General features: G+C 41.4%; 14 protein-coding genes. 9 read left to right on the top strand and 5 right to left on the bottom strand.

The annotated features are described in order from the left end of the window. Positions 1-202: 202 nt before the first annotated feature. Complete coding sequence (locus DW862_RS11945; protein WP_004298728.1) at positions 203-730, bottom strand: RNA methyltransferase; 528 nt, start codon at positions 728-730, stop codon at positions 203-205. Positions 731-1,231: 501 nt separating this feature from the next. Between DW862_RS11945 and nadA the strand changes: the two genes are divergently transcribed. After that, positions 1,232-2,170, top strand: a complete 939-nt coding sequence (gene nadA / locus DW862_RS11955; RefSeq protein WP_004308442.1) for a quinolinate synthase NadA — start codon at positions 1,232-1,234, stop codon at positions 2,168-2,170. Between the two features lie 144 nt (positions 2,171-2,314). Here the strand turns inward: nadA and DW862_RS11960 are convergent, their stop codons facing one another. The 4 genes from DW862_RS11960 to leuS all read right to left on the bottom strand — a co-directional run bounded on the left by DW862_RS11960 (position 2,315) and on the right by leuS (position 7,697). Beyond that, positions 2,315-3,157, bottom strand: a complete 843-nt coding sequence (locus DW862_RS11960; protein WP_008641420.1) for an OmpA family protein — start codon at positions 3,155-3,157, stop codon at positions 2,315-2,317. 31 nt (positions 3,158-3,188) lie between these two features. Then, the gene (locus tag DW862_RS11965; RefSeq protein ID WP_004314157.1) at positions 3,189-3,770 is read right to left on the bottom strand and encodes a non-canonical purine NTP diphosphatase; all 582 of its coding nucleotides are present in this window, start codon (positions 3,768-3,770) and stop codon (positions 3,189-3,191) included. 50 nt (positions 3,771-3,820) lie between these two features. Continuing rightward, complete coding sequence (locus DW862_RS11970; protein ID WP_120068369.1) at positions 3,821-4,738, bottom strand: YitT family protein; 918 nt, start codon at positions 4,736-4,738, stop codon at positions 3,821-3,823. A 124-nt stretch (positions 4,739-4,862) separates the two neighbouring features. Next, positions 4,863-7,697, bottom strand: a complete 2,835-nt coding sequence (gene leuS / locus DW862_RS11975; protein ID WP_120068373.1) for a leucine--tRNA ligase — start codon at positions 7,695-7,697, stop codon at positions 4,863-4,865. Positions 7,698-7,976: 279 nt separating this feature from the next. On the opposite strand from leuS, the gene DW862_RS11980 reads away from it, so the two are divergent. The 8 genes from DW862_RS11980 to DW862_RS12015 all read left to right on the top strand — a co-directional run bounded on the left by DW862_RS11980 (position 7,977) and on the right by DW862_RS12015 (position 25,206). After that, entirely contained in the window at positions 7,977-10,517 is a 2,541-nt protein-coding gene (locus DW862_RS11980) for a hypothetical protein (RefSeq protein WP_117811377.1), read from the top strand. 216 nt (positions 10,518-10,733) lie between these two features. Continuing rightward, on the top strand, positions 10,734-13,013 hold the full coding sequence (locus DW862_RS11985; protein ID WP_117811772.1) for a GH92 family glycosyl hydrolase: 2,280 nt from the start codon (positions 10,734-10,736) through the stop codon (positions 13,011-13,013). A gap of 39 nt (positions 13,014-13,052) precedes the next feature. After that, positions 13,053-14,690 (top strand): glycoside hydrolase family 76 protein, encoded by a 1,638-nt coding sequence (locus DW862_RS11990; protein WP_117811774.1) that lies wholly within the window; start codon positions 13,053-13,055, stop codon positions 14,688-14,690. Between the two features lie 31 nt (positions 14,691-14,721). Further along, entirely contained in the window at positions 14,722-17,832 is a 3,111-nt protein-coding gene (locus DW862_RS11995; RefSeq protein ID WP_243636483.1) for a TonB-dependent receptor, read from the top strand. Between the two features lie 4 nt (positions 17,833-17,836). After that, positions 17,837-19,741, top strand: coding sequence for a RagB/SusD family nutrient uptake outer membrane protein (locus tag DW862_RS12000; RefSeq protein ID WP_165861910.1), 1,905 nt, complete (start codon positions 17,837-17,839; stop codon positions 19,739-19,741). 19 nt (positions 19,742-19,760) lie between these two features. Then, positions 19,761-21,203 carry a DUF4972 domain-containing protein gene (locus DW862_RS12005; RefSeq protein ID WP_120068379.1) on the top strand — a complete coding sequence of 481 codons (1,443 nt, stop codon included), beginning with the start codon at positions 19,761-19,763 and terminating at the stop codon, positions 21,201-21,203. 2 nt (positions 21,204-21,205) lie between these two features. Continuing rightward, positions 21,206-22,969: a fimbrillin family protein gene (locus DW862_RS12010; RefSeq protein WP_117811782.1), complete on the top strand. Its 1,764-nt coding sequence runs from the start codon at positions 21,206-21,208 to the stop codon at positions 22,967-22,969. Between the two features lie 131 nt (positions 22,970-23,100). Continuing rightward, entirely contained in the window at positions 23,101-25,206 is a 2,106-nt protein-coding gene (locus DW862_RS12015; RefSeq protein ID WP_117811784.1) for a GH92 family glycosyl hydrolase, read from the top strand. The last annotated feature ends 150 nt before the right edge of the window (positions 25,207-25,356 follow it).

The following is a 25,356-nucleotide window of genomic DNA, read 5'->3' on the forward strand; positions in this document are numbered from 1 at the left end:
ATAAGCTGTTAATACCTGACAACTCAAGTATCAACAGCCTGAAAACGAACTATCAACAACTATAATAATAACTACCCAACACCCATAGAATCAACATGGCTCCATATAGTTATAAACAGAACATAGTTATTGATTATAAATGAATTAACTAAGCTATTAACTCGTTATAAACAACTTATTAACCAATCCTGTATTATGACTATTAGTGTAACTTTTTGAACAAATCCCAAATCACAATACCAGTAGTTACAGAAACATTCAACGAATGTTTTGTACCATATTGAGGAATCTCTATACAGCCATCCGAATGGTTAATAACCTCCTGCTGTACCCCTTTCACTTCGTTTCCCATAACGATAGCGTACTTCTTGGTTTTATCCAGCTGGAGTTCATCAAGCATGATGCTTCCTTCCGCCTGTTCTACAGAATAAACGATATACCCTTCGTTTTTGAGGTTATCAACAGCATCAACAGCGTTATTAACATACTTCCAGTCGACAGTGAATTCTGCACCCAGCGCAGTCTTATGCATTTCAGGGTGCGGTGGGGTAGCTGTTATACCACACAGATAGATACATTCAATACGGAAAGCATCCGAAGTACGGAACACAGAACCTATATTGTGCAAACTACGAATATCGTCCAGCACTACCACCAAAGGCAGTTTTTCAACCTGTTTAAACTCTTCGGCACTGATACGGTTCAGCTCTGTTATTTTCAGTTTACGCATACGTCTTTTCTTTTATTATGTTCTTGTCCACAAAGGTAATTCTTTTCAGTTAACAAGGTGTTGATAACGGTTTAAAACCTGTCAAAACTATCGGCAAAGATTTTGAAAAATAATTCTTGCATTATTCAAAAGAAGATATAAGAGGCCTTCATTATGAACATTCCAAAAAACTAACCCAAAACTTTCTACACAGACATAAACATATTTTTCAGCACTTATCTGCCTGTTTATATCCATAAAGTTTTTAACTTTGCACTTTATCAACAGGGAGTTAATAGCAAACTTCCATTTGACGGCATTTAACGATGCTTTCATTGATAATGAAGCAAGTAGAATAGGATATCTTGCCCTTTATATCAGTTCATAACCGACTCATAAAGCAGAAGTATGGACTAATAACTTATCCGGCAAGAAAAATCGTATTTATTTGCTAACATTATTAACAGGCTATCATCACTAACAAAGGATTTTTTTTAAAAGGAAAGAAATAAGAATATTATTATGAATGAACTCATAAAGGCTATTAACGAGCTAAAGAAAGAAAAGAATGCAATCATTCTGGGCCACTACTACCAGAAGGGGGAAATACAAGACATCGCCGATTACGTTGGCGACAGTTTGGCATTGGCTCAATGGGCAGCCAAAACGGAAGCGGACATTATTGTGATGTGTGGCGTTCACTTTATGGGGGAAACGGCAAAGGTGCTTTGTCCGGACAAGAAAGTGTTGGTACCCGACATGGCGGCAGGTTGTTCGTTGGCGGACAGTTGTCCGGCGGATCAGTTTGCACAGTTTGTCAAAGAGCACCCGGGATACACCGTTATTTCGTACGTCAACACGACAGCTGCCGTGAAAGCAGTGACAGATGTGGTGGTGACTTCCACCAATGCGAAGCAGATCGTGGAAAGCTTCCCCAAAGATGAGAAAATAATTTTTGGTCCGGATAGGAATTTGGGTAATTATATCAACTCTGTTACGAACAGGAATATGTTGCTTTGGGACGGAGCCTGTCACGTGCATGAACAGTTCTCTGTTGAAAAGATTGTGGAATTGAAAGCGCAGCATCCGGAAGCGTTGGTCTTGGCACATCCCGAATGTAAGAGTACGGTTTTGAAATTGGCTGATGTGGTAGGATCTACAGCTGCTTTGTTGAAGTATGCCGTGAACCACCCGGAAAACATGTATATTGTGGCTACTGAATCGGGTATCTTGCATGAGATGCAAAAGAAGTGTCCGCAGACGACGTTTATTCCTGCTCCTCCGAACGATAGTACGTGCGGATGTAACGAGTGTAGTTTCATGCGGTTGAATACGTTAGAGAAGCTCTATGAGTGTCTGAAGAATGAAGCACCGGAAATTACGGTAGATCCGGAGGTGGCTAAGAAGGCAGTGAAGCCGATTCAACGAATGTTGGAGATTTCGGCTAAGTTGGGATTATAAAGAAATTTGGTTTTTATTATTGTTCTTGAATGAATAACAGTTAGAAACTGTCTTAAAATAATTCAATTCTTTAAAGATAAAAAAATCCTCCCAGTTTATTAACCGAGAGGATTTTTTATTGTTGATTATTGAATCAATTATTTTTTATTTGGATTCTTCCGAACTTTGAAGCATCTGGAACAACTTATCCAGTTTCGGAGCCATGATAATCTCCGTACGGCGATTCTTGCTTCTTCCTTCTATTGTTTCGTTATCATCAACAGGCATATATTCACCGCGGCCGCTAGGCTGAATCTGCAAAGGATTTACGTTGTAATTCTTGATGAGGATACGAACTACGGAAGTGGCACGGATCACACTCAAATCCCAGTTATCTTTGAATTGTACAGTATTGATCGGTTTGTTGTCCGTATGTCCTTCGATAAATACGTCGATATCCGTCTGTTTGTTCAATACTTCGGCCAGTTTGCCGAGAGCTTCCTCTCCACGTTTATCCAAGCGGGCACTTCCTGACTGGAATAATAATTTGTCGGACATCGCTACATATACTTTTCCGTCTTTCTCGCGGACGGTCAGTTCGTCAGTACTAAAACCAAGTAATGCGTCTTTTACATTACTCAAGAGATTTTGTACCTTATCATTCTGCGCCTTAATCATGTCCTGCAATTCATTGATCGTGCGTTCTCTTTCGTTCAGCTCATTTTTCTTTTGGCTCAACAGCGCATTCAGTTTTTCCTGTTCAGTCATGTTGACATTCAACATACTCTGATACTGGCGGATACTGTTCCCCATCTTGGTCGTATCACGCAAGAGGTTTTTGACTTGTGCCGATAGTTGGTTACCAACTTCGCGGGAGTTATTCAACAACCCTTGCAGACTGTCTTTGCTTGCGGTGGCTGCCATCTCTGCAAGCATGAACTTCTTTTTTGTTACACACGAAGTACACAATAGGAGCGTAAGTAAAGTAAATAAAGTAATTTTCTTCATTGTGTTTTATATTTTAAGTGGGTATGTATAATCAGCTTTGCAGAAACTCACAAAGTTTCTGTACAGCCAGTGCACGATGGCTGATTTGGTTTTTTATATCATTTCCCAATTCGGCAAAAGTCCGGTCGTAACCTTCAGGCATGAATACAGGATCGTAGCCAAATCCGGAATCACCACGTTTTTCTTTGATTATTTCGCCTTTTATCACTCCTTCAAAGAGATACTCCTTTCCGTCCAGTATCAACGAAATAGCGGTGCGGAATTGTGCTTTACGGTTTTCCTTTCCGTCCAGTTCGTGAAGAAGTTTGAGCATATTAGCCTGGGCGTCGTGTCCTTCACCTCCTGCATAGCGGGCGGAATAGACTCCGGGAGCTCCGTTCAAGGCTTCCACTTCCAATCCCGTATCATCGGCAAAACAATCCAGATGATAGTTTTTGTAGATATAGGAAGATTTTAATAACGCATTTCCTTCCAGTGTTTCAGCAGTTTCGGGAATATCCGTTTGGCAACCGATATCATTGAGACTTAATAATTCTACTTGATCTCCCAGGATAGCGGCCACTTCTTCCAGTTTATGAGCATTATTGGTAGCAAATACAAGTTTGCGTTTCATCATCTTATTTTTTGTTTTAACAGGGTTGTTCACTACTTATCAACCGGTTCTTATTTCACTTTCAGCTTATCGAATCCTTCGCCATACACACCGATAACGGAACTTTGAGAGATAAAAGCATTCGGATCAATGCGTTTTACCAAACGGAAAATTTCGAGTGACTGACGTTTCTTGGCAAGTACTACCAATACTTTCACATTGTTTTTACTGTACCATCCCGTACCGTCGAGTACCGTTACTCCCCGGTCGGCGTCTTTAATGATACGGTCGGCTATTTCATCATATTTCTTGGAGAAGATGAAGAATTGAACCGATTGACGGGCACTGTTGATAATCCAGTCGAGCACAACACCAATGATAAACAAGGTGACAAAGCCGAAAATAACCCGGCGCCAATCATGAAATATAAAGTAACAGGAACCGATAATGAATACATCACAGATCATAATCATTCGTCCGAGTGATACATCTCTGTATTTATTAACAACAGCAGCGATAATATCTGTTCCACCCGTACTTCCGTTGTAGTTGAAAGTGATGCCCAGACCTACACCACACATGGCTGCACCGATAATACAAGCCATAAAGTCCTGTCCTGTACCAAGCAACAGAGGCTTACCGTCTGGCGTCATATCCGGCGCTTCTATATAATTGTTCACCACCAACTGGAATAACCAAAGCAGGAAAGTCAGCGTAAAAATAGCATAAGTCGTTTTTATACTGAATTTCGGACCCAATATCCGAATGGCAAAGGTCATCAGAACTGCATTGATAATGAAGTATGACCATTGGATTGGGAATCCTGTTGCATAATAGATAATAGCCCCGATACCGGTAGTTCCTCCGGTAGTTATCTGATAAGGTAACAGGAATGCAGCCCATCCCAAAGAATAGCTTATCAATCCGAGAGTGATGTAGATATAATCTTTCACTTCTCTCATTATTTCCGCTTTTGTCAGTTTATGCATGGATTTTAAGTTCAAGTATTAAGTAATAAGTATTAAGTATTATCCGTAGTCGTTTTCCAAATATATCCGCCAGGTTAATACTTAATACTTATTACTTAATACTTATTGTTTTATACTTAATACTTTAAATTACAACGTTTACAATCTTTTTCGGAACGACGATGATCTTTTTCGGAGTCTTGCCATCAATCCACTTCTGTGAACGTTCGTCTGCCAATACTGCGGCTTGGATAGCGTCCGAAGCTTCATCTGCTGCAAATTCCATATTGAAACGTGCCTTTCCGTTGAAAGAGATGGTATAGTTGATAGTATCTTCTTTCAGATATTCTTCGTTGTATACAGGCCATTGGGCGTCGCATACGGAAGTTTCGTGTCCCAATACATCCCACAACTCTTCGCAGACATGCGGAGCGAAAGGAGCGAGAGTGATAACGAGCTGTTCCAGAATCTCTTTTTTGCTACATTTCAGGTTGAAGAGTTCGTTTACGCAAATCATGAATGCGCTGATAGATGTATTGTAAGAGAACTGTTCAATATCACCAGTCACCTTCTTGATTAATTTATGAAGGCTCTTCAATTCTTCTTTTGTTGCAGGTTCGTCTGTCACCAGATATTCGTCTGTACGGCTGTAGAACAACGACCAGAATTTACGGATAAAACGGTGTACACCGTCGATTCCGTTTGTATCCCACGGTTTAGACTGTTCTACCGGGCCGAGGAACATTTCGTACATACGAAGTGTATCTGCACCGTATTTCTCAACAATCATATCCGGATTGACTACATTGAACATAGATTTACTCATCTTTTCAACTGCCCATCCGCAGACATATTTTCCGTCTTCGAGGATAAATTTGGCTGTTTTATATTCAGGACGCCATGCTTTGAATGCTTCCAAATCCAAAACATCATTGGATACGATATTTACATCCACATGGATAGGAGTAACTTCGTACTGATCTTTCAAGTTCAGTGAAACGAAAGTATTGGTGTCTTTGATACGATATACAAAGTTACTGCGACCTTGAATCATTCCTTGGTTTACTAACTTTTGAAATGGCTCTTCCATTACAGACACACCCATGTCATACAGGAATTTATTCCAGAAACGAGAATAAATCAAGTGACCTGTTGCATGTTCGGTACCACCTACATATAGGTCTACATTTTTCCAGTACTGGTCAATTTTCGGATCAACTAATGCCTGATGATTATGCGGGTCCATGTAGCGGAGATAGTAAGCCGAAGAACCGGCGAATCCCGGCATGGTGTTCAGTTCCAGCGGGAAGACGGTTACATGGTCGATCTTCTCATTTTCTACGACACATTTGTTTACTGTATCCCAAGCCCATTTAGTTGCGTGTCCCAATGGAGGCTCACCTGTTTCGGTAGGCAGGAATTTAGCGACTTCCGGAAGTTCCAGCGGCAGGCTGGCTTCGTCAATCATATAGGGCATTCCGTCTTTGTAGTAAACAGGGAACGGCTCACCCCAGTAACGTTGGCGAGAGAAAATAGCGTCACGCAGACGGTAGTTCACTTTCACACGGCCCAGATTGTGCTCTTTTACATATTTCTTGGTTGTCTCTATCGCTTCTTTGATGGTCAGTCCGTTCAATGAAAGATCACAGTAAGGAGTGACATCAAGACGCGGAGAGTTGCAAACAATGCCTTCTTTTGCATCGAAACTTTCTTCGCTTACATCACAGCCTTCTACCAACGGACGGATTTCTAATCCGAAATGTTTGGCAAATGCATAGTCGCGGCTATCATGAGCAGGTACAGCCATAATAGCTCCTGTTCCGTATCCGGCCAGTACGTAATCGCTGATCCATACAGGTACTGCTTCACCTGTGAACGGATTAATAGCATACGAACCACTGAACACACCGGTAACACTACGGTCGGCAATACGTTCGCGTTCCGTACGTTTTTTGGTACGATCGAGGTAAGCGTCTACTTCTGCTTTTTGTTCAGGAGTCGTTAACTGTGCCACCAATTCACTTTCCGGAGCCAATACCATAAAGGTAACACCGAACATGGTATCTGCACGAGTGGTGAAAATAGTGAATTCGAGGTCACTGTCTTTTACTTTGAATTGCACTTCAGCACCTTCCGAACGTCCGATCCAGTTTCTTTGGGTTTCTTTCAGAGAATCTGTCCATTCGATCGTGTCCAATCCATCAAGCAAGCGTTGTGCGTAAGCGGATACACGCAGACACCATTGGCGCATTTTCTTCTGGATAACAGGAAAACCGCCACGTTCGCTGACTCCGTCTACTACCTCGTCGTTAGCCAGTACAGTTCCTAATTCGGCACACCAGTTTACCATTGTTTCACCCAGATAAGCGATACGATAGTTCATCAGGATTTCCTGCTTTTCTTTTTCGCTTTTGGCGTTCCACTCTTCGGCAGTAAAGCTGATATCTTCGCTGCAAGCGGCATTGAGTCCTTCGTTTCCGTAGATGGCGAAGGCTTTTTCCAGTTCTTCGATAGGACGGGCTTCCTGTTCATCGTTACAATAATAGCTGTTGAACATTTTTTGGAAGGCCCATTGGGTCCAATGATAATATTCCGGGTCGCAAGTACGGATTTCACGGTTCCAGTCGAAAGAGAAACCTATTTTGTCCAACTGCTCGCGGTAGCGGTCGATATTGTTAACGGTAGTGATAGCAGGATGCTGTCCGGTCTGGATAGCATATTGTTCTGCCGGCAAACCGTAAGCGTCATATCCCATTGGGTTGAGTACATTGAAGCCCTGCAGTCGTTTGTAACGGGCGTAAATATCCGAAGCAATGTATCCCAGCGGATGACCTACGTGTAGACCAGCTCCTGATGGGTAAGGAAACATGTTTAGTACATAAAATTTTTGCTTCGAATCATCTTCCGTAACTTGGTAGGTTTTCTCTTCTACCCACCTTTTCTGCCACTTCTTTTCAATTTCTCTGAAATTGTACTCCATAGTGATAAAGTTTTTATTTATAGTGATTTATACTGTTATGTTCTAATTCGAGGCACAAATTTACGTGTTTTGTATTGAACTACCTAATATTTGTATAGGTATTCCTAAGCGGCTAGTTTTAATTTATAGTAACTTTAAAGGTAAGAAAACCAGCTAATTTATTTCATGGTGTGCATAATCCAAAAACATAAAATTTGGTATGGTTATTCTGAAAAAAAAAGAATTTAACATTTAATATCGAATAATTCTATATTTTTGTTTCTCCTATAATAAAAGTCTATGAATAATAAAAGTGCAATCGTTTATATATTACTGTTATTTTTGTTATCTAATACTCTGCATAATACTGTCAGGGCAAATACAGGACTCTTCTTTCAGGCTCACAGAGTAATCCCGGAAAAACGGACGGAGTTAAACTTGACTCCGGAAGCTCCATTTTCTTTTCGTGATGGTTTTTCATTGAGTTTTGATGTTCATTTGCGCAATGAAGAGCACAATTATGGCTATATTGTTCGTATTATTTTAAATGACACATTAAATATTGACTTGTTGTCCAACAAAGGGTGGACTCACAGCCAATTATTTTTGATGAGGGGAAATCAAAGTTTGGTAGATATATCACAATTAGATTCGATTCCTAGATTCAATAGTTCGGATTGGTTTCAAGTGGAACTTAGATTAAACTATAAAAAGCAATTTATTACTTGTATTCTAAACGAAAAAGAATGGAGTATCCCCATAGAGCTGCCACAATTGAATAATGTTCGTATAACTTTTGGGTTACATACTGGGCAATCTTTTCCAAGTACAGATGTGGCTCCGATGAACTTGCGTAATGTAAGGATTTTAGATCGGCAAGGAGAACTCTTGAAAAAATGGACTCTGTTGCAACATGGAGATAATGAAGTCTATGATGAAGTCAAATCTTCTCGGGCGATAGTACGGAATGGTATTTGGGAAATAGACCATCATATTCGGTGGAGAAAAAAAACTTCGTTTATTATACCGGGGAGTTCTCTTCAATTTACTCCATATCAACGTCCGACAGACGGAGGCTTGTTTATAGCTTTAAAAGATACTATTTACCAATATTCCATAGAGCGGGAACGATTAGACACTATTATTGTAAATACTGGGCATCCTTACTTTACAGCTGCTTCCAGTTTAGTATATGATTCGGTACATGATGAACTGATTTCCTATAGTGCAGAACAAGAACGGTTGAATCGTTATAGTTTTGAAAAAAATGAATGGGAAAGAGCGATTCCCGATGTACTTCTTTCATATTTGCATCATAGCAGCTGTTATGTGCCCGATTTGGAACAAGTTATACTTTTCGGCGGCTATGGATTTTATCGTTATAGTTCGGTCTTGTTTATACATTCCATCGATTCAATATCTTGGCAGCAAAAAGATCTTTCTCATCTGATTGAACCTCGTTATTTAGCAGCAATGGGATATTTAGGAGAAAGCAAGGTTTTATTGTTAGGAGGATATGGTAGCAAGTCTGGAAAACAAGAAGGGAACCCTGAAAATTATTATGATCTTCACTGCATAGATGTTGAGAAGATGAGTAGTCGGAAATTGTGGGGCTTTTCTAATGAAAAGATGGAAGCATTTGGAAACGCAATGGTAGTAGATCGTGATAAAGAGCATATCTATGCACTTTCTTTTGCTAATGATCGAGCGTTTTCTCAAATCAGATTGAACCGCTTTGGAATTGAAAGGCCAGATCGAATATATATGGCAGACTCCATACCATATCAGTTTCATGATACCAGTTCTTATTGTACCTTGTTTTATAATCAGGGTACCGCTGAATTAGTTACTGTTTTAGCATATCAGGATGGTATTGGAAAAACTTGTGTCGAGGTATATACATTGGGATATCCTGTCTTGCGCTTGTCAGATGTGCTTCAATCTGTCCCTGAAAAACATTCAATAGGTTGGATATGGTTGATTTTGATTATTGGAATTGTGGGAGTATTGACAGTTTTAGTTATATTATGGAAGCGAAAGCAGAAAAATGTTACAAGAAGAGATGAAAACTTATCTCATACTGTAGAAGTGAAGGAAAAAGAATTAACCCAGCCTTCTTTTATTCGTTTATTGGGAGGTTTTCAGGTAAATGATTCGGAAAGACATGATATAACTTCTCGATTCACTCTTATATTGCGTAGTTTATTTGTATATATGCTGTTATATTCCTATAAAAATGCTAATGGCATAACCTCGGAACAACTAAATGAAATATTTTGGTCGGATATGGACAAGAGTAATGCCACAAACAACAGAAATGTGAATATAAGTAAACTCCGATTATTATTAAAGGAAATTGGCGGAATTAATATTTCCTATAAGAATAGTTATTGGTATATGACAATAGATTCATCTGTGAATTGTGATTATATTGAGATTTGTGACTTATTGAAAATGCTAAAGGAAGGAAGTGCAATAAACGTAGACTTATTAAATAAAATTGCAGAATTAGGCAGTAGAGGAGAACTGTTACCTGATATCACGGAAGAATGGGCAGATAAATTTAAGTCGGAGTATCTGATTTTATTATCAGATGTGTTATTGAATGCTTATGAGTTTGTAAAAGAGAGAAAGGACTTGATGCTTTTATTAAAGTTATCAGAAACAATGTTAAGCTGTGATTCGACAGATGAAACTGCCATACAAAACAAGTGTTATGCTCTTTATCATTTAGGTAAAAAAGGGTTGGCAAAACAATGTTATGAAAATTTCTGCACAGAATATATTCGAGTACTTGGAACAAAACCTGATTTTGATTATACTGACATAACAGATAATTAACAGAAATAAATTATAATAAAAAGGAAAGGTGGAAACTTTATGTACAGAAAGCTTCTATCTTTTTTTTTAAAATAATTTATTCCTAGTTAAACTGTTGTTTTTTAGATACTTGTGTGGTTTTGTATTTTTTTATCCTAAACTGTTAAGTCGTGATTAATACCTGATTAAGACGCTGATATTACTTTTGCTTATCAATTTTATAAATAATATAATAGAATGAAAAGCATACGAAAGACAGCGTTGATTATTGGAGTATTCTCTTTCTTTATTTTGGGGTCTGTTTCTTACGCAAAGGAGAAGATGGAGCCGGTAGATTATGTAAACCCTTATATGGGAAATATCAGTCATTTATTGTTTCCCACTTACCCGACAGTCCACTTGCCTAATGGAATGTTGCGTGTATATCCTGAACGGAAAGACTTCACTTCCGATTTATGCTATGGACTTCCGGTTGCAGTGACAAGTCATCGCGGGGCTTCAGCATTCAATTTGAGCCCTGTCTGCGGGCTGAATAAAGAAATTCCTCCTGTGCAGGACTATTCTTACGACAGAGAAAAAATATCCCCCTATCATTATCAGGTTTATCTCGATGAAAATAATATTCTAGTTAATTTTGTCCCTTCTTACCAATCCGGTATTTATACCTTTACTTACGAAGGAATAGCTAACAGCCAGATTGTGTTGAATACGCGAAACGGTTATTTGTTCATAGATAATGAAGGAATAGGAGGTTGTCAGTATTTGGATGATAAAACAGCGATCTACCTTTTTATGGAATCAGACTGTGAGGCTATTTCTAAAGGCGGTTTGCAAGATGGGATGATGAATTCTGCCTGTCAACGGGTGGACGGAAAAAATGCAGCCATAATCCTTGACTACGGCTCCTGTAAAGAGATCACTTTGCGATACGGTATTTCATTTATCAGTGTAGAACAAGCAAAGAAAAATCTTCGCCGTGAAATCCACACGTACGATATAGGTAAGGTAGCAGAAACCGGACGAAAGATATGGAACGAAACTTTGGGAAAAATAGAAATAAAAGGTGGGACAGATGATCAAAAAGTAATATTTTACACCTCGCTATACCGGACTTACGAACGTATGATTAACATATCTGAAGATGGATCTTATTATAGCGCTTTTGACAATCAAATACATATGGACGGCGGAACTCCTTTTTATACAGATGACTGGATTTGGGATACATATCGTGCTGTGCACCCTTTACGGATTCTTATCGAACCGGAAAAAGAACGTGCGATGGTCAGCTCTTTTATCCGTATGGCACAGCAATCGCCCAACGGATGGATGCCCACCTTTCCTGAAATAACGGGTGACAGCCATCGTATGAACGGAAATCATGCAGTAGCTACTATATGGGATGCTTACTGCAAGGGAATCACAGATATTGATTTAGAACAAGCATACAAAGCATGTAAGGGCGCCATTACAGAGAAAACCCTGTTACCTTGGCAGAAAGGTCCGTTAACGGAACTCGATTCTTTCTATCAGCAATACGGATACTTCCCCGCACTCCATCCGGGTGAAAAAGAAACATGTTTGGGTGTACATGGTTTCGAACGTCGCCAAGCTATCTCTGTCATGCTTGGCAATTGTTACGATACTTGGTGTCTGGCACAAATAGCACATACATTCGGATACAATGACGAATACGAGCAATTTATGAAAATTGCCTATTCCTACCGCAATGTATATAATGCTGAAACCGGATTTTTCCACCCCCGGGACAGCAAAGGAGACTTTATTTACCCTTTTGACTACCGCTTCTCCGGTGGCATGGGAGCACGTGACTACTATGGAGAAAATAATGGCTGGATCTACCGCTGGGATGTACAGCACAACCCGGCAGATTTGATCGCGCTGATGGGTGGACGCGAGAAATTTATAGATAACCTGAATCAGACTTTCAGAGAACCAATAGGCGAAGCTAAATTCTCTTTCTATTCTCATCTCCCGGATCATACGGGAAACGTAGGGCAATTCTCAATGGCAAACGAACCTTGCCTGCATATTCCCTACCTTTATAATTATGCTGGCCAACCTTGGATGACTCAAAAAAGAATCCGTTCTTTGATGAAACAATGGTTTCGTAACGACTTGATGGGAGTACCAGGTGATGAAGATGGTGGCGGAATGAGTGCATTTGTCGTATTTTCAGCAATGGGTTTTTATCCAGTCACGCCAGGCTCGCCAACCTATAATATAGGTTCCCCATTATTTAATCATGTAAGGATAGCATTAGGTAATGGGAAAACCTTTGAAATCATAGCTGAAAACTGTTCGGACGAGAACAAATACATTCAGTCTGCAATGCTTAACGGTAAACCGTGGAATAAACCGTGGTTCGAACATAAAGATATAATTAAAGGTGGAAAGTTAGAATTAGTAATGGGTAACAAGGCAAACAGGTTATGGGGAGCTGCATTGGATGCAGCCCCACCTTCTGCCGAACCTCTGACTTCCACTTCTCACTGATTAAAAAAATAGATATGTTTAACTTTAATAGAATGAATAATGAAGAAAATCACATTGTGGGCTTTAAGTGCCATGACTATGTTGGCCGGATGCTCAGCTAGCGAAGTATCTTCTCTGGTAGAGGAAGCGCAGGCATCGGATCTTATTTCAGGAGCTGTTTATAAAATATCTCCTTATTCCGATGAAACTAGAAGTATGTTCGTTCGGAACGCTTCTTTTGATGAGGGAACAGAAATTGTGGCTTGGACTGATACGAAAGTGAATGCCCAACGTTGGCGTCTAACCAAAGATCCTACTGGAGTGTACTTTTACCTGACGAACGTATACACGGGCAAGTCTGTACACATACAATCACCTGTTTCCTTGGGTGCACGCTTGCGCCAATATGGGAAAGAGAATGATTATACTTATAAATACACAATAACCAAAGCGGAGCAAGCCGGATCGGATTGCTATTACATAAGTCCTTCTTCTCTTGCTAGTGGTGAAAGGCTCTATTTGGAAATAGGAGACGGTGAGGATGGTACAAACATACAGTCCTATATCAAAAGAACCGGTGAGCAAGCCGATAAGCAGATATGGAAATTGGAAAGAGTGCAGGAAGTGCCCAATAAATTCACTTCGGTGATGCGTGACGAAATTGTTCGTTCCTGGAAAGCACAATACTATAAAAAGTCGCAAAATAATGCAGGCTACACCTTGAGCGATGCTGAACGATTGAACAACGCCAGCCACCAATGGCAGGACGCTGAAATGTTTGAAATTGTGTTGGATGCTTACGAAACCACTCAAGATCCTTCATACAAAGAAATGTTTCACCAACTGTACATCAATTTTGTAGACGAAAACCAGAAGAATTGGTTATATAATCCCTTCAATGATGACATTACTTGGATGGTAATTGCTTGTGTACGGGCCTATCTGCTATTTGGAACGCAAGAATATCTTGATGTAGCCAAGGAAAATTTTGACCAGATGTATGCAAGAGCTTTAATGTTACCCGAAGGAGTATTGCGTTGGTGTGAAAAAGAAGCTGAACGCGATAAAACCAATTCTTGTATTAACTGTCCGGCAATGGTTGCATCTTGTTATCTCGCACAAGCTACGGGAGATGAAACCTATTATGAAAAGGCAAAAAACTTGTATGAAAAACAGTCAATCTATCTTTATGAATCTTCTACCGGTATGGTGTACGACTGCGTAACACTCACCAGTCTTTCTCCTTGGAAATGGGCTTCAACCTACAATCAAGGAACTTTTCTAGGTGCTTCCCTCATGCTGTATCAACACTATAAAGATGCATTGTACAAAACTAATGCACAGAAGACAGCCCGTTATACTGTAGAACATTTCAGCGATGATAATGGAATACTGAATGCACCGGACGAACGTTCGGACAATGACCGTCGTGGATTTAAAGGAATATTGATGAGATATCTGCGTTCGTACATTAACATAATGAACGATACCCAATATCTTCCGTGGATGGAAGCAAGTGCTTTGCAAGCTTACAATAACCGAAATTCGAAAGGTATCATATGGACAGTGTGGGAAGAAAAGTCTGCCGAAAACTTTGTGTATAAAGCAAACGATAAAGATGTGCGCTACAGTAATGATCCTTGGGGAACTTCTACAGCGGTATCCATTGCAGTCAATCTTCCGCTTATTCAGAAATAGAGAGTGTAGAACTATTGTAATTAAAGAAAATATGAAAAATACAAGATTAGCGTTTGCATTCATACTTATTCACCTGTGTGCCATGACATTTGCACAATCTTCCAAAAAAATAACAGGTCGTGTAGTCGATGAAAAAGGCGAGCTTTTGGTAGGAGTTAATATTATGGAAGTGGGGGCACAGAATGGTACACTCACCGGAATCGAAGGAACCTATTCATTAACAGTGAAGAATAGTCGTTCAACATTGAAATTCTCTTATGTTGGTTTCGATAGTCAGGAAGTAATCGTTGGTTCTAATACAGTAATAGACGTAACACTGAAAGAATCGAAATCAGAACTTGAAGAAGTGGTAGTAGTGGGGTATGGTAGCCAGCGTCGTATTAGTACCATTGGCTCTCAATCCAATTTGAAATTGGGTGATATAAAACAGCCTACTGCCAGCTTGAGTACTTCATTGGCAGGGCGTCTTGCTGGAGTAGTGGCCGTACAACGTTCAGGTGAACCGGGCAAGGATAATGCCGATATTTGGATACGTGGTATTTCTACGATGGGAAGTTCTTCTCCTTTAGTCTTGGTTGATGGAGTAGAACGTTCCTTCAACAATATAGACCCGGAGGATATAGAATCTTTCACCGTTCTAAAAGATGCTTCAGCTACCGCTGTCTATGGAGTACGGGGAGCTAACGGAGTAATCCTGATTAAGACAAAACCTGGTATTGCCGGAAAACCTTCTGTCAGTGTTGACTATTATGAAAGTGTGACACGGCTTACTAAAATTCCAAAACTGGCTGATGGAGCTTCTTATATGGAAGCTGTGAACGAGGCTCGTAGAAATCGTGGCTCCGAACCTATTTATTCTGAAGCTGAGGTTATAAACACTCGTTTGGGAACCGACCCAGTGCTCTATCCTAACGTAGACTGGATGAATGAAGTCTTTGATGACCTTGGACACAACCGTCGTGCCAATATTAACGTGAGAGGTGGTGGACAAAATGTGAACTACTATGCGTCGGCAAGCTACTATAACGAAAAAGGGTTGATAAAGACAGATCCAAATGAATCTTATGATTCAAAGATTGGATATACTCGTTATAACTTCACTACCAACCTGAATATTAATGTTACTCCGACTACCAAATTGGATATAGGTGCGTCAGGTTATTTGGGCGAAGGTAAGAAGCCTTACGAATCTACTTCTGATATATTTCGCGTAGCCATGACTACTTCACCTGTAGATTATCCTGTCATGTTCTATGTTAACGGAAAAGATTATATCCCTTACAATCAACCTAATAGTGGATTTAATAATCCCTATGTCGGTGCTACGAAAAGAGGGTTTCGAACTGTTACCGACAGTCAAATTTACTCTAACCTCCGTTTAACCCAAGACTTGGGATTTATCACAAAAGGATTGAGTTTGACAGGTATGTTTGCTTTCGATACTTATAATTCACGTACTGTGAAACAAAAGAAAAGGGAATCCACCTATTACTGGGCGGATAAAAATAATCCTTACGACAAACACGGATTTCCCATTTTGTCGCAAACTTATGAAGGATCAAAGACATTGGATTTTGCTGTTGAAAGCTCTGGTAACAGAAAATATTACTTAGAAGCATCGCTGAATTACTCCCGTACATTTGGAAAACACCGTGTAGGCGGACTGTTTCTATTCAATCAGGAAGATAAAGTGATAACGACCGAAGGCATCGACCTGATAGCTGGACTTCCTTACCGTTCTCGTGGTTTTGCCGGACGTGCCACCTATTCATGGGACGACCGCTACTTCGCAGAATTTAATATTGGTATCAACGGATCCGAAAACTTCGACCCGTCCAACCGTTACGGAGTCTTCCCTGCTTTCGGAGTGGGGTGGGTACTCTCCAACGAGAAGTTTTGGAAACCTCTGCAATCCGTCATTTCTTTCTTTAAAGTCCGTTACACCAACGGTATGATTGGTAACCAAGCAACACCCAACCGATTCCTGTATATGGAAGCACTCGAATATTCGGGCAATTACGGTTATACCTTCGGTACTGATCGCCGCAAAGTGGATGGCTATAAAGTGAAGAACGAAGCCGTAAAAGTGACTTGGGAAAAATCCCACAAACAGGATTTAGGTTTCGACCTTAAATTCCTGAACGATGACCTTTCATTAGTTGTTGACCTCTACAAAGAGCACCGCACCGGCATCTTCCTCGACCGTGGAGCAGTACCCGGTTTTATCGGAATTACTTCTACCCCTGTTGGTAATCTTGGAGTCGTAGACAATAAAGGTATTGAGATTGACCTGGAATACAATAAGCGGTTCAACAAGAACTGGGCACTTTCTCTCCGTGGTAACTTTACGTACGCCAAGAACGAAGTGATAGAGAATGACCAGCCCACCCAGCAATATCCGTGGATGGACAGGAGAGGACACAGCACCCTGTCACGTTGGGGATTGATAGCTGACGGACTCTATACACAAGCTGAAATCGATCAGATCAACGCATGGGAAGCACTGTCCGCTGTGGAAAAAGAGAACACAGCGCGGCCTTTCCCAAAACAATACGGTACTGTTTATGCGGGTGATATCAAATATCGTGATTTGAACGGTGACGGACAAATTGACGTTTATGACGAAACGAAGATAGGACGCGGTGATGTACCTTCTATCGTTTATGGTTTTGGTTTCAATCTCCAATATAAAAATTTTGCTATTAGTACCCTTTTCCAAGGAGTGGCGCAAGCGGACAGATGTTTAAGTGGACTGGGAATACAGCCTTTCTCCGGTTCAGGTGGTGAAGGTAACCTTTATGCCAATATCAAAGACCGCTGGACAGAAGATAATCCGCGTCAGGACGTCTTCTATCCCCGTCTTGCCTATGGTTCGGATAAGAATGAAAATAACTTCAAGACAAGCACCTGGTGGCAAAGAGATGTTAGCTTCCTGCGGCTAAAGTCCTTGCAGATCACTTGGAACCTCCCAAAAAGATGGACAAATGCCGTCCTGTTGAAAGGTGCTTCTATTTATGCGATGGGCACAAACCTATTTACAATTAGTAAGTTCAAGCTATGGGATCCGGAACTGAATACCAACAATGGTACTTCTTATCCTAATATCTCTACTTATTCTATTGGTGTCAACTTTAATTTCTAAAAATATGAAGAGAAAATATATTGCTTTATTAAGTCTGTCAGTTATGTTGCTGTGTCAGACCTCATGCTCGGACTTTTTTGATCAAATGCCGACAGACCGCCTGACTTACAATGACTTGTTTGAGTCAAAAGCCTCTACCGAGAAAGCTTTGGCTACCGTATATGTTTACTTGCCGGACGAATTCGCACAACGTTATCCAGCAGATGGAAGACATACTACTCCCGGCGTATGGACTGCTGGATGCGATGAGGCCGAATACTATTGGGACTTTGTACCTTCTCATCTGATAAACAATAATACGATGACTCCTAAGTCGTCTCTTGTCTCGTCCTATTGGGAGAAGTACTATGCTGGAATCAGTGCTGCGGGACGCTTTATTCAGGGAGCACCCCAATGCAAGGATATGGAACAAAACCTGCTGGCGCAATGGATTGAAGAAGCGCGTGCGTTGCGTGCTATGTATTATTTTTATCTGTTGCGTATCTACGGTCCTGTACCTATTTTATCGGAAGAACCACTTAGTATGGATGCTCCCTTCGAAGAAGTTCAGCTGCCTAGAAACAGTGTAGAAGAATGTGTTGACTACATTGTTTCAGAATTTGACAAGGTACTGGACAGCGGTTGTCTTCCCGACAAGTCAGTCACCTACAACTGCGGAAGAATAGACAACAGCATTGTAATGGCTTTCAAAGCCGAAGTCTTACAGTATGCGGCAAGTGATTTGTATAATGGGAAAAATGCCTTTGTTTCCCAACTACAAAATAAAGACGGTAAAAAGCTGTTTCCTACTGACATTTCGGAAGAAGCGATAAAGGCCAAATGGAGAAAAGCTGCTAATGCCTCAAAAGCCTTTATTGATAAATTTGTTCCGGGCACTTACGATTTGACAAAAGTCTACACTAACGGTATACTGAACGCTTACCTTTCTTGTCGTGACGCAATGCGAAGTGAGGATTTTACCAACACGGAAATGATATTCTATCGCATCAATACCGACTATTCCTTGATGCAATACGATCGCACTCCTAGACATACCGGAGCTGTTGGTAGCGGGTACCGCGCATCTGGTGGCTTAGCAGCTTCCCAACAAATGGTAGATGCTTTCTTTATGGCGAATGGTAAATTACCTATCAGTGGATATACTGACAATGGTAAAACACCTATTCTCAATCCTGGTACAGGCTACGAGGATACTGGCTTCTCTACCGAGAGCTATGTAGATGAAACAGGAACTATATTGGCTCCCAATGGTGTACTGAAAGCTTGGGTAGGACGTGAACCCCGTTTTTATGTAAATATCACTTTTTCTGGTCAGAAATGGCTGAATACAGAAGAAGGTGCTTTCTATTCAGATTTCAGTTATGACGGAAACTCGGGGTTACACGGTGGAGAATGTCCGCCAACTGGTTATTGTGTTAGAAAATGTGCTCCTTTGGGCTCATGGAAAACCGGGCAGCAAATCTGTATCATGCTGCGCCTGGCGCAAGTTTACCTCAATTATGTGGAAGCACTGAACGAATGTGAACCTGCCCATACCGATATTCTTACTTATCTTAATCTGATCCGTGAAAGAGCTGGAATTCCTACTTATGGTTCTAAAGCCGGGCAATTACCTGCTCCGGCTACCCAAAGTGAAATGAGGGAGGCAATCAGAGCGGAGAGGAGAGTGGAATTGGCTTTCGAAAGCAGCCGCTATTTTGATGTTCGTCGTTGGGGTATTGCCGAAGAAACAGAGAATATACCGCTCTATGGTATGTATGTGAATGGCAATGGTAATGACTTTTATAAACGTACCTGGTTTGAAAACAGAATATTCGAGAAGAAAATGTACTTCTTCCCGATTCCGCAAGGCGATCTCGATATCGACAAGGAACTGGTTCAAAACCCGGGTTGGAACGCTGATATTTAACCTTTAAAATGAAAGACAGATGAAAAAAGTATTGAATCGAATCGAAATGAACGGATGGGGCATCCTGTTGGGATGCTTATGGTTGGTTTCTTGCATACTGCTGTCAGGATGCTCGGACGATGATGAAAAAGACAACCGCGAACGGTATATCACCCAACTGACTGAAGAACGGAATGTCGTGGATTATCTATTAAAAAACTCCACTTACGGCACAGAACCGGGTACTTACCCTGAAAAAAGTAAAGAGATTCTTGAAACGGCCATAGCCGAAATTGATGATTTCGTCAGCCGTCTGAACAACGGGGAAACTACCGACCAGCTAACTGTAGATACCCTTGTCGAAAAAACGGAAGAAGCCATGAAGAAGTTTAAAGACTCCGTTATCCTCGATGTTTCCGAGGAACAGAGAAACTTGCAGCAACTGAAGAACAAACTCTCCGAATTGCAGAATATATTGGTAACTTCCACTTACGGCACGGAACCGGGCACGTATCCCGAAAGCAGCAAATCTATATTGGACGTTGCCATCCGGGAACTCACGGAGCTGATCGACAAAGCATCTTCGGGAAGCATCACTCTGACGAACGCCCTGGTAGAAGAAGCCATTCAACAGGCAGATGTGAAGATTGACTCGTTTCGTGAGACGCAGATTGAAACCGAAACATTCTACAACCTGGTGGTAGATGGTAACAACGGCGGATATATTGATTTCGGTTATCATAAGGAATTTGCCGACTTCGGTGAAACACAACATACGGCTCTGACCATTGAATTATGGGTGAAAATCGATGAGTATTGCACCAAGCAGTATGAGGATAATAGTACTTATCTGTCAGCGTGCAACGATGAACCCTGGGGTGGATGGCGCATCTATTCCCGTTTCCATACGGGTGGAAGCGACGACTTGATCCGAGCGTCGATTCCTCTTGACAAAGACGGTAAAATCGGACTCGAGGAACCGTATTACAGAGCTCCTTTGCTGGGTTATCAGACATGGATGCATTATGCCATCGTATATGCTGAAGACGGAGTGCCGGGCGAAGATCAGGACGAACGTTTTAGAATGTTTTACAATGGCGAGAAGAAGGGTAAATCCATTCGTATCGGACAGGATCTACGCCGCTGGGTATATACAGCCGACTCTTACCATCAGGCTCAGATACCTATGACTGCTTTCTGCCGTCTGAAAGCGGACGGAACCCGTATGGAATATTTTAAAGGTTCTATTAAATATATGCGTATCTGGAAAAAAGCGCGTACCGCGGACGAAATAAAAGCATCAGCGGAAGGAAACTGTACGGTCGATCCTGCTGACCCGAATTTGGTCTGTGCCTGGGATTTCGTAATTTCCAAGACAGACTTGGATATGACAAAGACAGAATTCCAAGACCTGACAGGCAGATATACGGCTGTCCTGAAAGGTGGCGCGGAAAATTTTACCTGGAAACCTGTTAATAATTGAAAATGAAGAAATATATGAAATGCTTGCTGTTCGCCATGGTATCCATGGCGGCAGCTTCCTGCTCGGACGATGCCAACAAGGAGATGGAGGACGATGCCACTCTCCCCGGTGAAGTCACTTTTTCAGCCACTTTGAACGGTATCGAAACCGGTAATGACCTTTCAAGAACCGTATTGACAGGCGGCACAAAGGTAGAATGGGTGGTAGGTGACCGAATCAGTGTATTATACGGAAATGAAAACAAGGAATATACGACCGCTTCGGGCGGTGAAGCGGTGACCTTCACGGGAAAAGCGGATGAAGTTGCCGAATATTACTCGCTGTATCCATACAACGCGGATGTAGCCCTGAATGGAAAGAATGTCACAACCGTGCTCCCGAATACTCAAAAACCGGTAGCGGATGGATTTGATACAGACCTTAGTGTCATGGTATCCCGAACAACTTTGGAGAAGAAATCTTTTATTTTCAGGAATGTATGCGCATTGTTGAGATTTGAGTTGAAAGAAGCCGGAATAAAATCGGTCACACTGAAAGGCAACAATAACGAGGTACTGGCTGGTAAATTCACTATCGGATGGAACGATGCCGGCGAACCATTGATGCAGAATGTCACCGATGGTAAAAGCACAGTTACGCTTGAGAACAACGGTACTGTATTGGAAAAAGGAATATATAATTTTGTAATTCTTCCTGTCACCTTCTCACAAGGCGTGACTCTGGCGATGGAAATGAGTAACGGTACGGAACTGACGAAAGACTTGTCCGATTTCAAGGAAACAACACTCTCTAGCCATGTTTACGACTTGGGACAAGTGAAAGTTCTGTGGGAACTGGCTCTCGAACAGGATGATTGCTACACCGATGTCACAGTGCTCGATGAGGCGGGAAATGTCTTGTCTCTTGACGAAGGATGCTATCGGGTAGGAACTGCGTGCACTATAAAGTATAAAATTGCAGCTGATAAGAAACCTTGTAGCCGAGGAGCATTCGTTGTGGAAGGGGCTGTTTCCGAAGATTTGAAAGTGACGGAGAAAGAAGGCTATTTTTGCTGTTCCTTGACTGGTATTGACTCGGACACTAATTTGAAATTGAAAAATAAGGTTCCTAATGTCCTTGATTTTTATTTTAAAGACAATACCTATTCCGAATATTTGACCGGAGATAAAAAAGACTGTTCAGGAATCATTTTCCATGTGGGTGCGGGACAGGGTGACAATATCAGTGACTATGATGGTAAATTGACAGAGATTCATGGATATGTATTTGCTGCTGATCCTTCTGGTATTCAATTCGGCTCTATCAAGGAATGGTGTACGGAGAACTATCGGAAAGAATTGATTGGCACGCACGAACACCCTGACGATTGGTGTGGTTATGCAAATACTAAGATGATCTTGAATCATGCGAAATTAAAGGGTATCACTTTGTCTGATGATAACTATACACATATCTACCGAGCTACAAATTATACTATCCGGACGGCTCCCGAAGGAACTAGTGGCTGGTATTTGGGTTCTAAAGTGCAGATGGAAGCAGTAGCTGAAGCGCATGACATCGGCATAAAAGAACGTCTTCAGGAATGTTCCGACGCGGAATTATGGAGGAGGGATAGCCATCATTGGCGACACTTGGGAACAAGTACGGAAAGAAATGTGACCAATAGTAAGGGGTATTACGGAATATATGACATCGAAGATGCATCGGCTGCTCGCGAAGGTTACAAGGACTACGGAGAAGACCCCACCCCCGTATTAACTTTCTAAAGAAGAATCTGACAAAAATGGAAAGATTGAAAACATATAAGATAATAATGGCCGCCATTTTGACGTTTGCTGCGTGTTCGGATTCGAAGTCGGTAGAAGAACTGACTATACTGCCGGATACAGAGACTGAAATGAAACATTTGGCAGAATGTGAAGCATGGAAAGCAATCCCCGGCGGAGTGACACAATACGTTGATCCGAAAATCGGTAGTGGCGGACATGGTCATGTTTTTGTTGGGGCTAATGTACCTTTCAGTATGGTGCAACTAGGGCCTACAAGTATACCGACAGACTGGGACTGGTGTTCTGGTTATCATGACTCTGACAATACAGTGATAGGTTTTTCGCATACTCATTTGAGCGGAACGGGAGCCGGGGACTTGGGAGACATCACTGTCATGCCGGTGATTGGTGACGTGACGTATACCCGTGGTAAGGCGAGCGACCAGAAGTCAGGGCTTTGGTCATATGCCGACCGTAGCAAGGAAATTACTCATCCGGGTTATTATTCTGTTCCTTTACTCCGTTATAATGTATTGGCAGAGCTTACTGCCACACAGCGTGTAGGCTTTCATCGCTATACTTTTCCCGATTCACAAGAGGCAGCTATCGTGATTGATTTGGAAAATGGTATCGGTTCAGACCAAGTGCGTGAGGTATCTATGACAGTGGAAGGAACAGATATGGTGGTAGGTTATCGCAGATCGACAGGTTGGGCAAGCGACCAATATGTCTATTTCGCTGCTCAATTTTCTAAACCTTTCATTAGCTTCGATTTACATGGAAACAGTGGCAGGTACGGTCGTGCTTCGTTCTCTACGGCGAAAGGGGAGCAGATTCTTCTGAAAATAGCTTTATCTCCGGTATCTGTGGAAGGTGCAAAGAAAAATTTGTCAGTGGAACTTGCGGAGTGGGATTTTGACAAGACTGTAGCAGCTGCTAATCTTGCATGGAATGAGGAGCTTGGTAAAGTACGTATTCATACGGCAAGCAAAAGTTATCTCCGTATATTTTATACTGCTTTGTATCATACGATGGTAGCTCCTTCCATTTACAGTGATGTTAATTCTTCAAATACCGCGTATACCACATTTTCACTATGGGATACATATCGTGCGGCAATGCCATTGATGACTATCCTTCATCCTGACAGAATGCCGGATATTATCAATTCCATGCTGGATATTTATGATAAGCAAGGACGTCTACCTGTGTGGCACTTATGGGGGAATGAGACGGACTGTATGGTAGGGAATCCTGCTATACCTGTAGTGGCGGATGCCATTGTAAAGGGATTTAAGGAAATTGATATGGAACGTGCTTTCACTGCTATAAAGATGACGGCAAATCACGATGGACGTGGTGGTTCGCTTAGAAAGCAGTATGGCTATATTCCTTGTGATTTATTTCAGGAAGCTATTGCCTACGATATGGAATATGCCATAGCGGATGCCGCTGTCGCTGCTGCAGCCAATCATTTGGGAAAGGATGATGACTATCGGCTTTTCACCGAACGTTCTCATTCGTACCGTAATTATTTTGATGAATCAACCGGATTTGTCCGTGGAAAAGACAGTAATGGAAATTGGCGGACACCTTTTGATCCATTCGCATCCCAACATAGGGCGGATGATTATTGTGAGGGGAATGCCTGGCAATATACGTGGTTAGTTCCTCATGATATAAATGGACTGTCAGAATGTTTTGGAGGTCGTGATAAATGCATTGAAAAACTGGATTCATTATTTGTGTTAAGTGAAATAGTGGGAGCGGGAAGCTCTCCTGATATTTCGGGATTAATAGGACAGTATGCTCATGGCAATGAACCGGGGCATCATATTCTTTATCTTTACTCTATGCTTGACCAGCCTTGGAAGACTGCAGCTCGAGTTCGCGAAGTACTTACTTCACTTTATCACGCAGCTCCGGATGGTTTATGTGGTAATGAAGATGTCGGTCAAATGTCTGCATGGTATGTACTTTCCGCATTGGGATTCTATCAGGTAGAACCAGCGAGTGCCCGTTACTGGTTCGGAACTCCATTGTTCGACAGAACTGAAATAACTGTACCTGGGGGAAAACTGGTTCTTATCGCGAAAAATAATTCTATCCTGAATAAATATATAAGGAAAATTACATTGAATGGCTGTGAATATACAAAACCTTATATCTCGTACACTGATATAATGGCTGGTGGTGAATTAGTTTTTGAAATGGGGGCTACTCCGCAACAATGATGAATATATGATGAGAAAAAAATATTTGTTGCTATTGGTTTTATGCTTTATATATCTTGTTAATGTTAGTGCAGTGATTACCGGACCGGTGGACTACGTTAGTCCGCTGGTTGGTACGCAGTCAAAGCACGCATTATCTACCGGAAATAC

The sequence above is a fragment of the Bacteroides sp. AM37-9 genome, assembly GCF_003603455.1.
In the GTDB taxonomy this organism is placed as follows: Bacteria; Bacteroidota; Bacteroidia; order Bacteroidales; family Bacteroidaceae; genus Bacteroides; species Bacteroides xylanisolvens.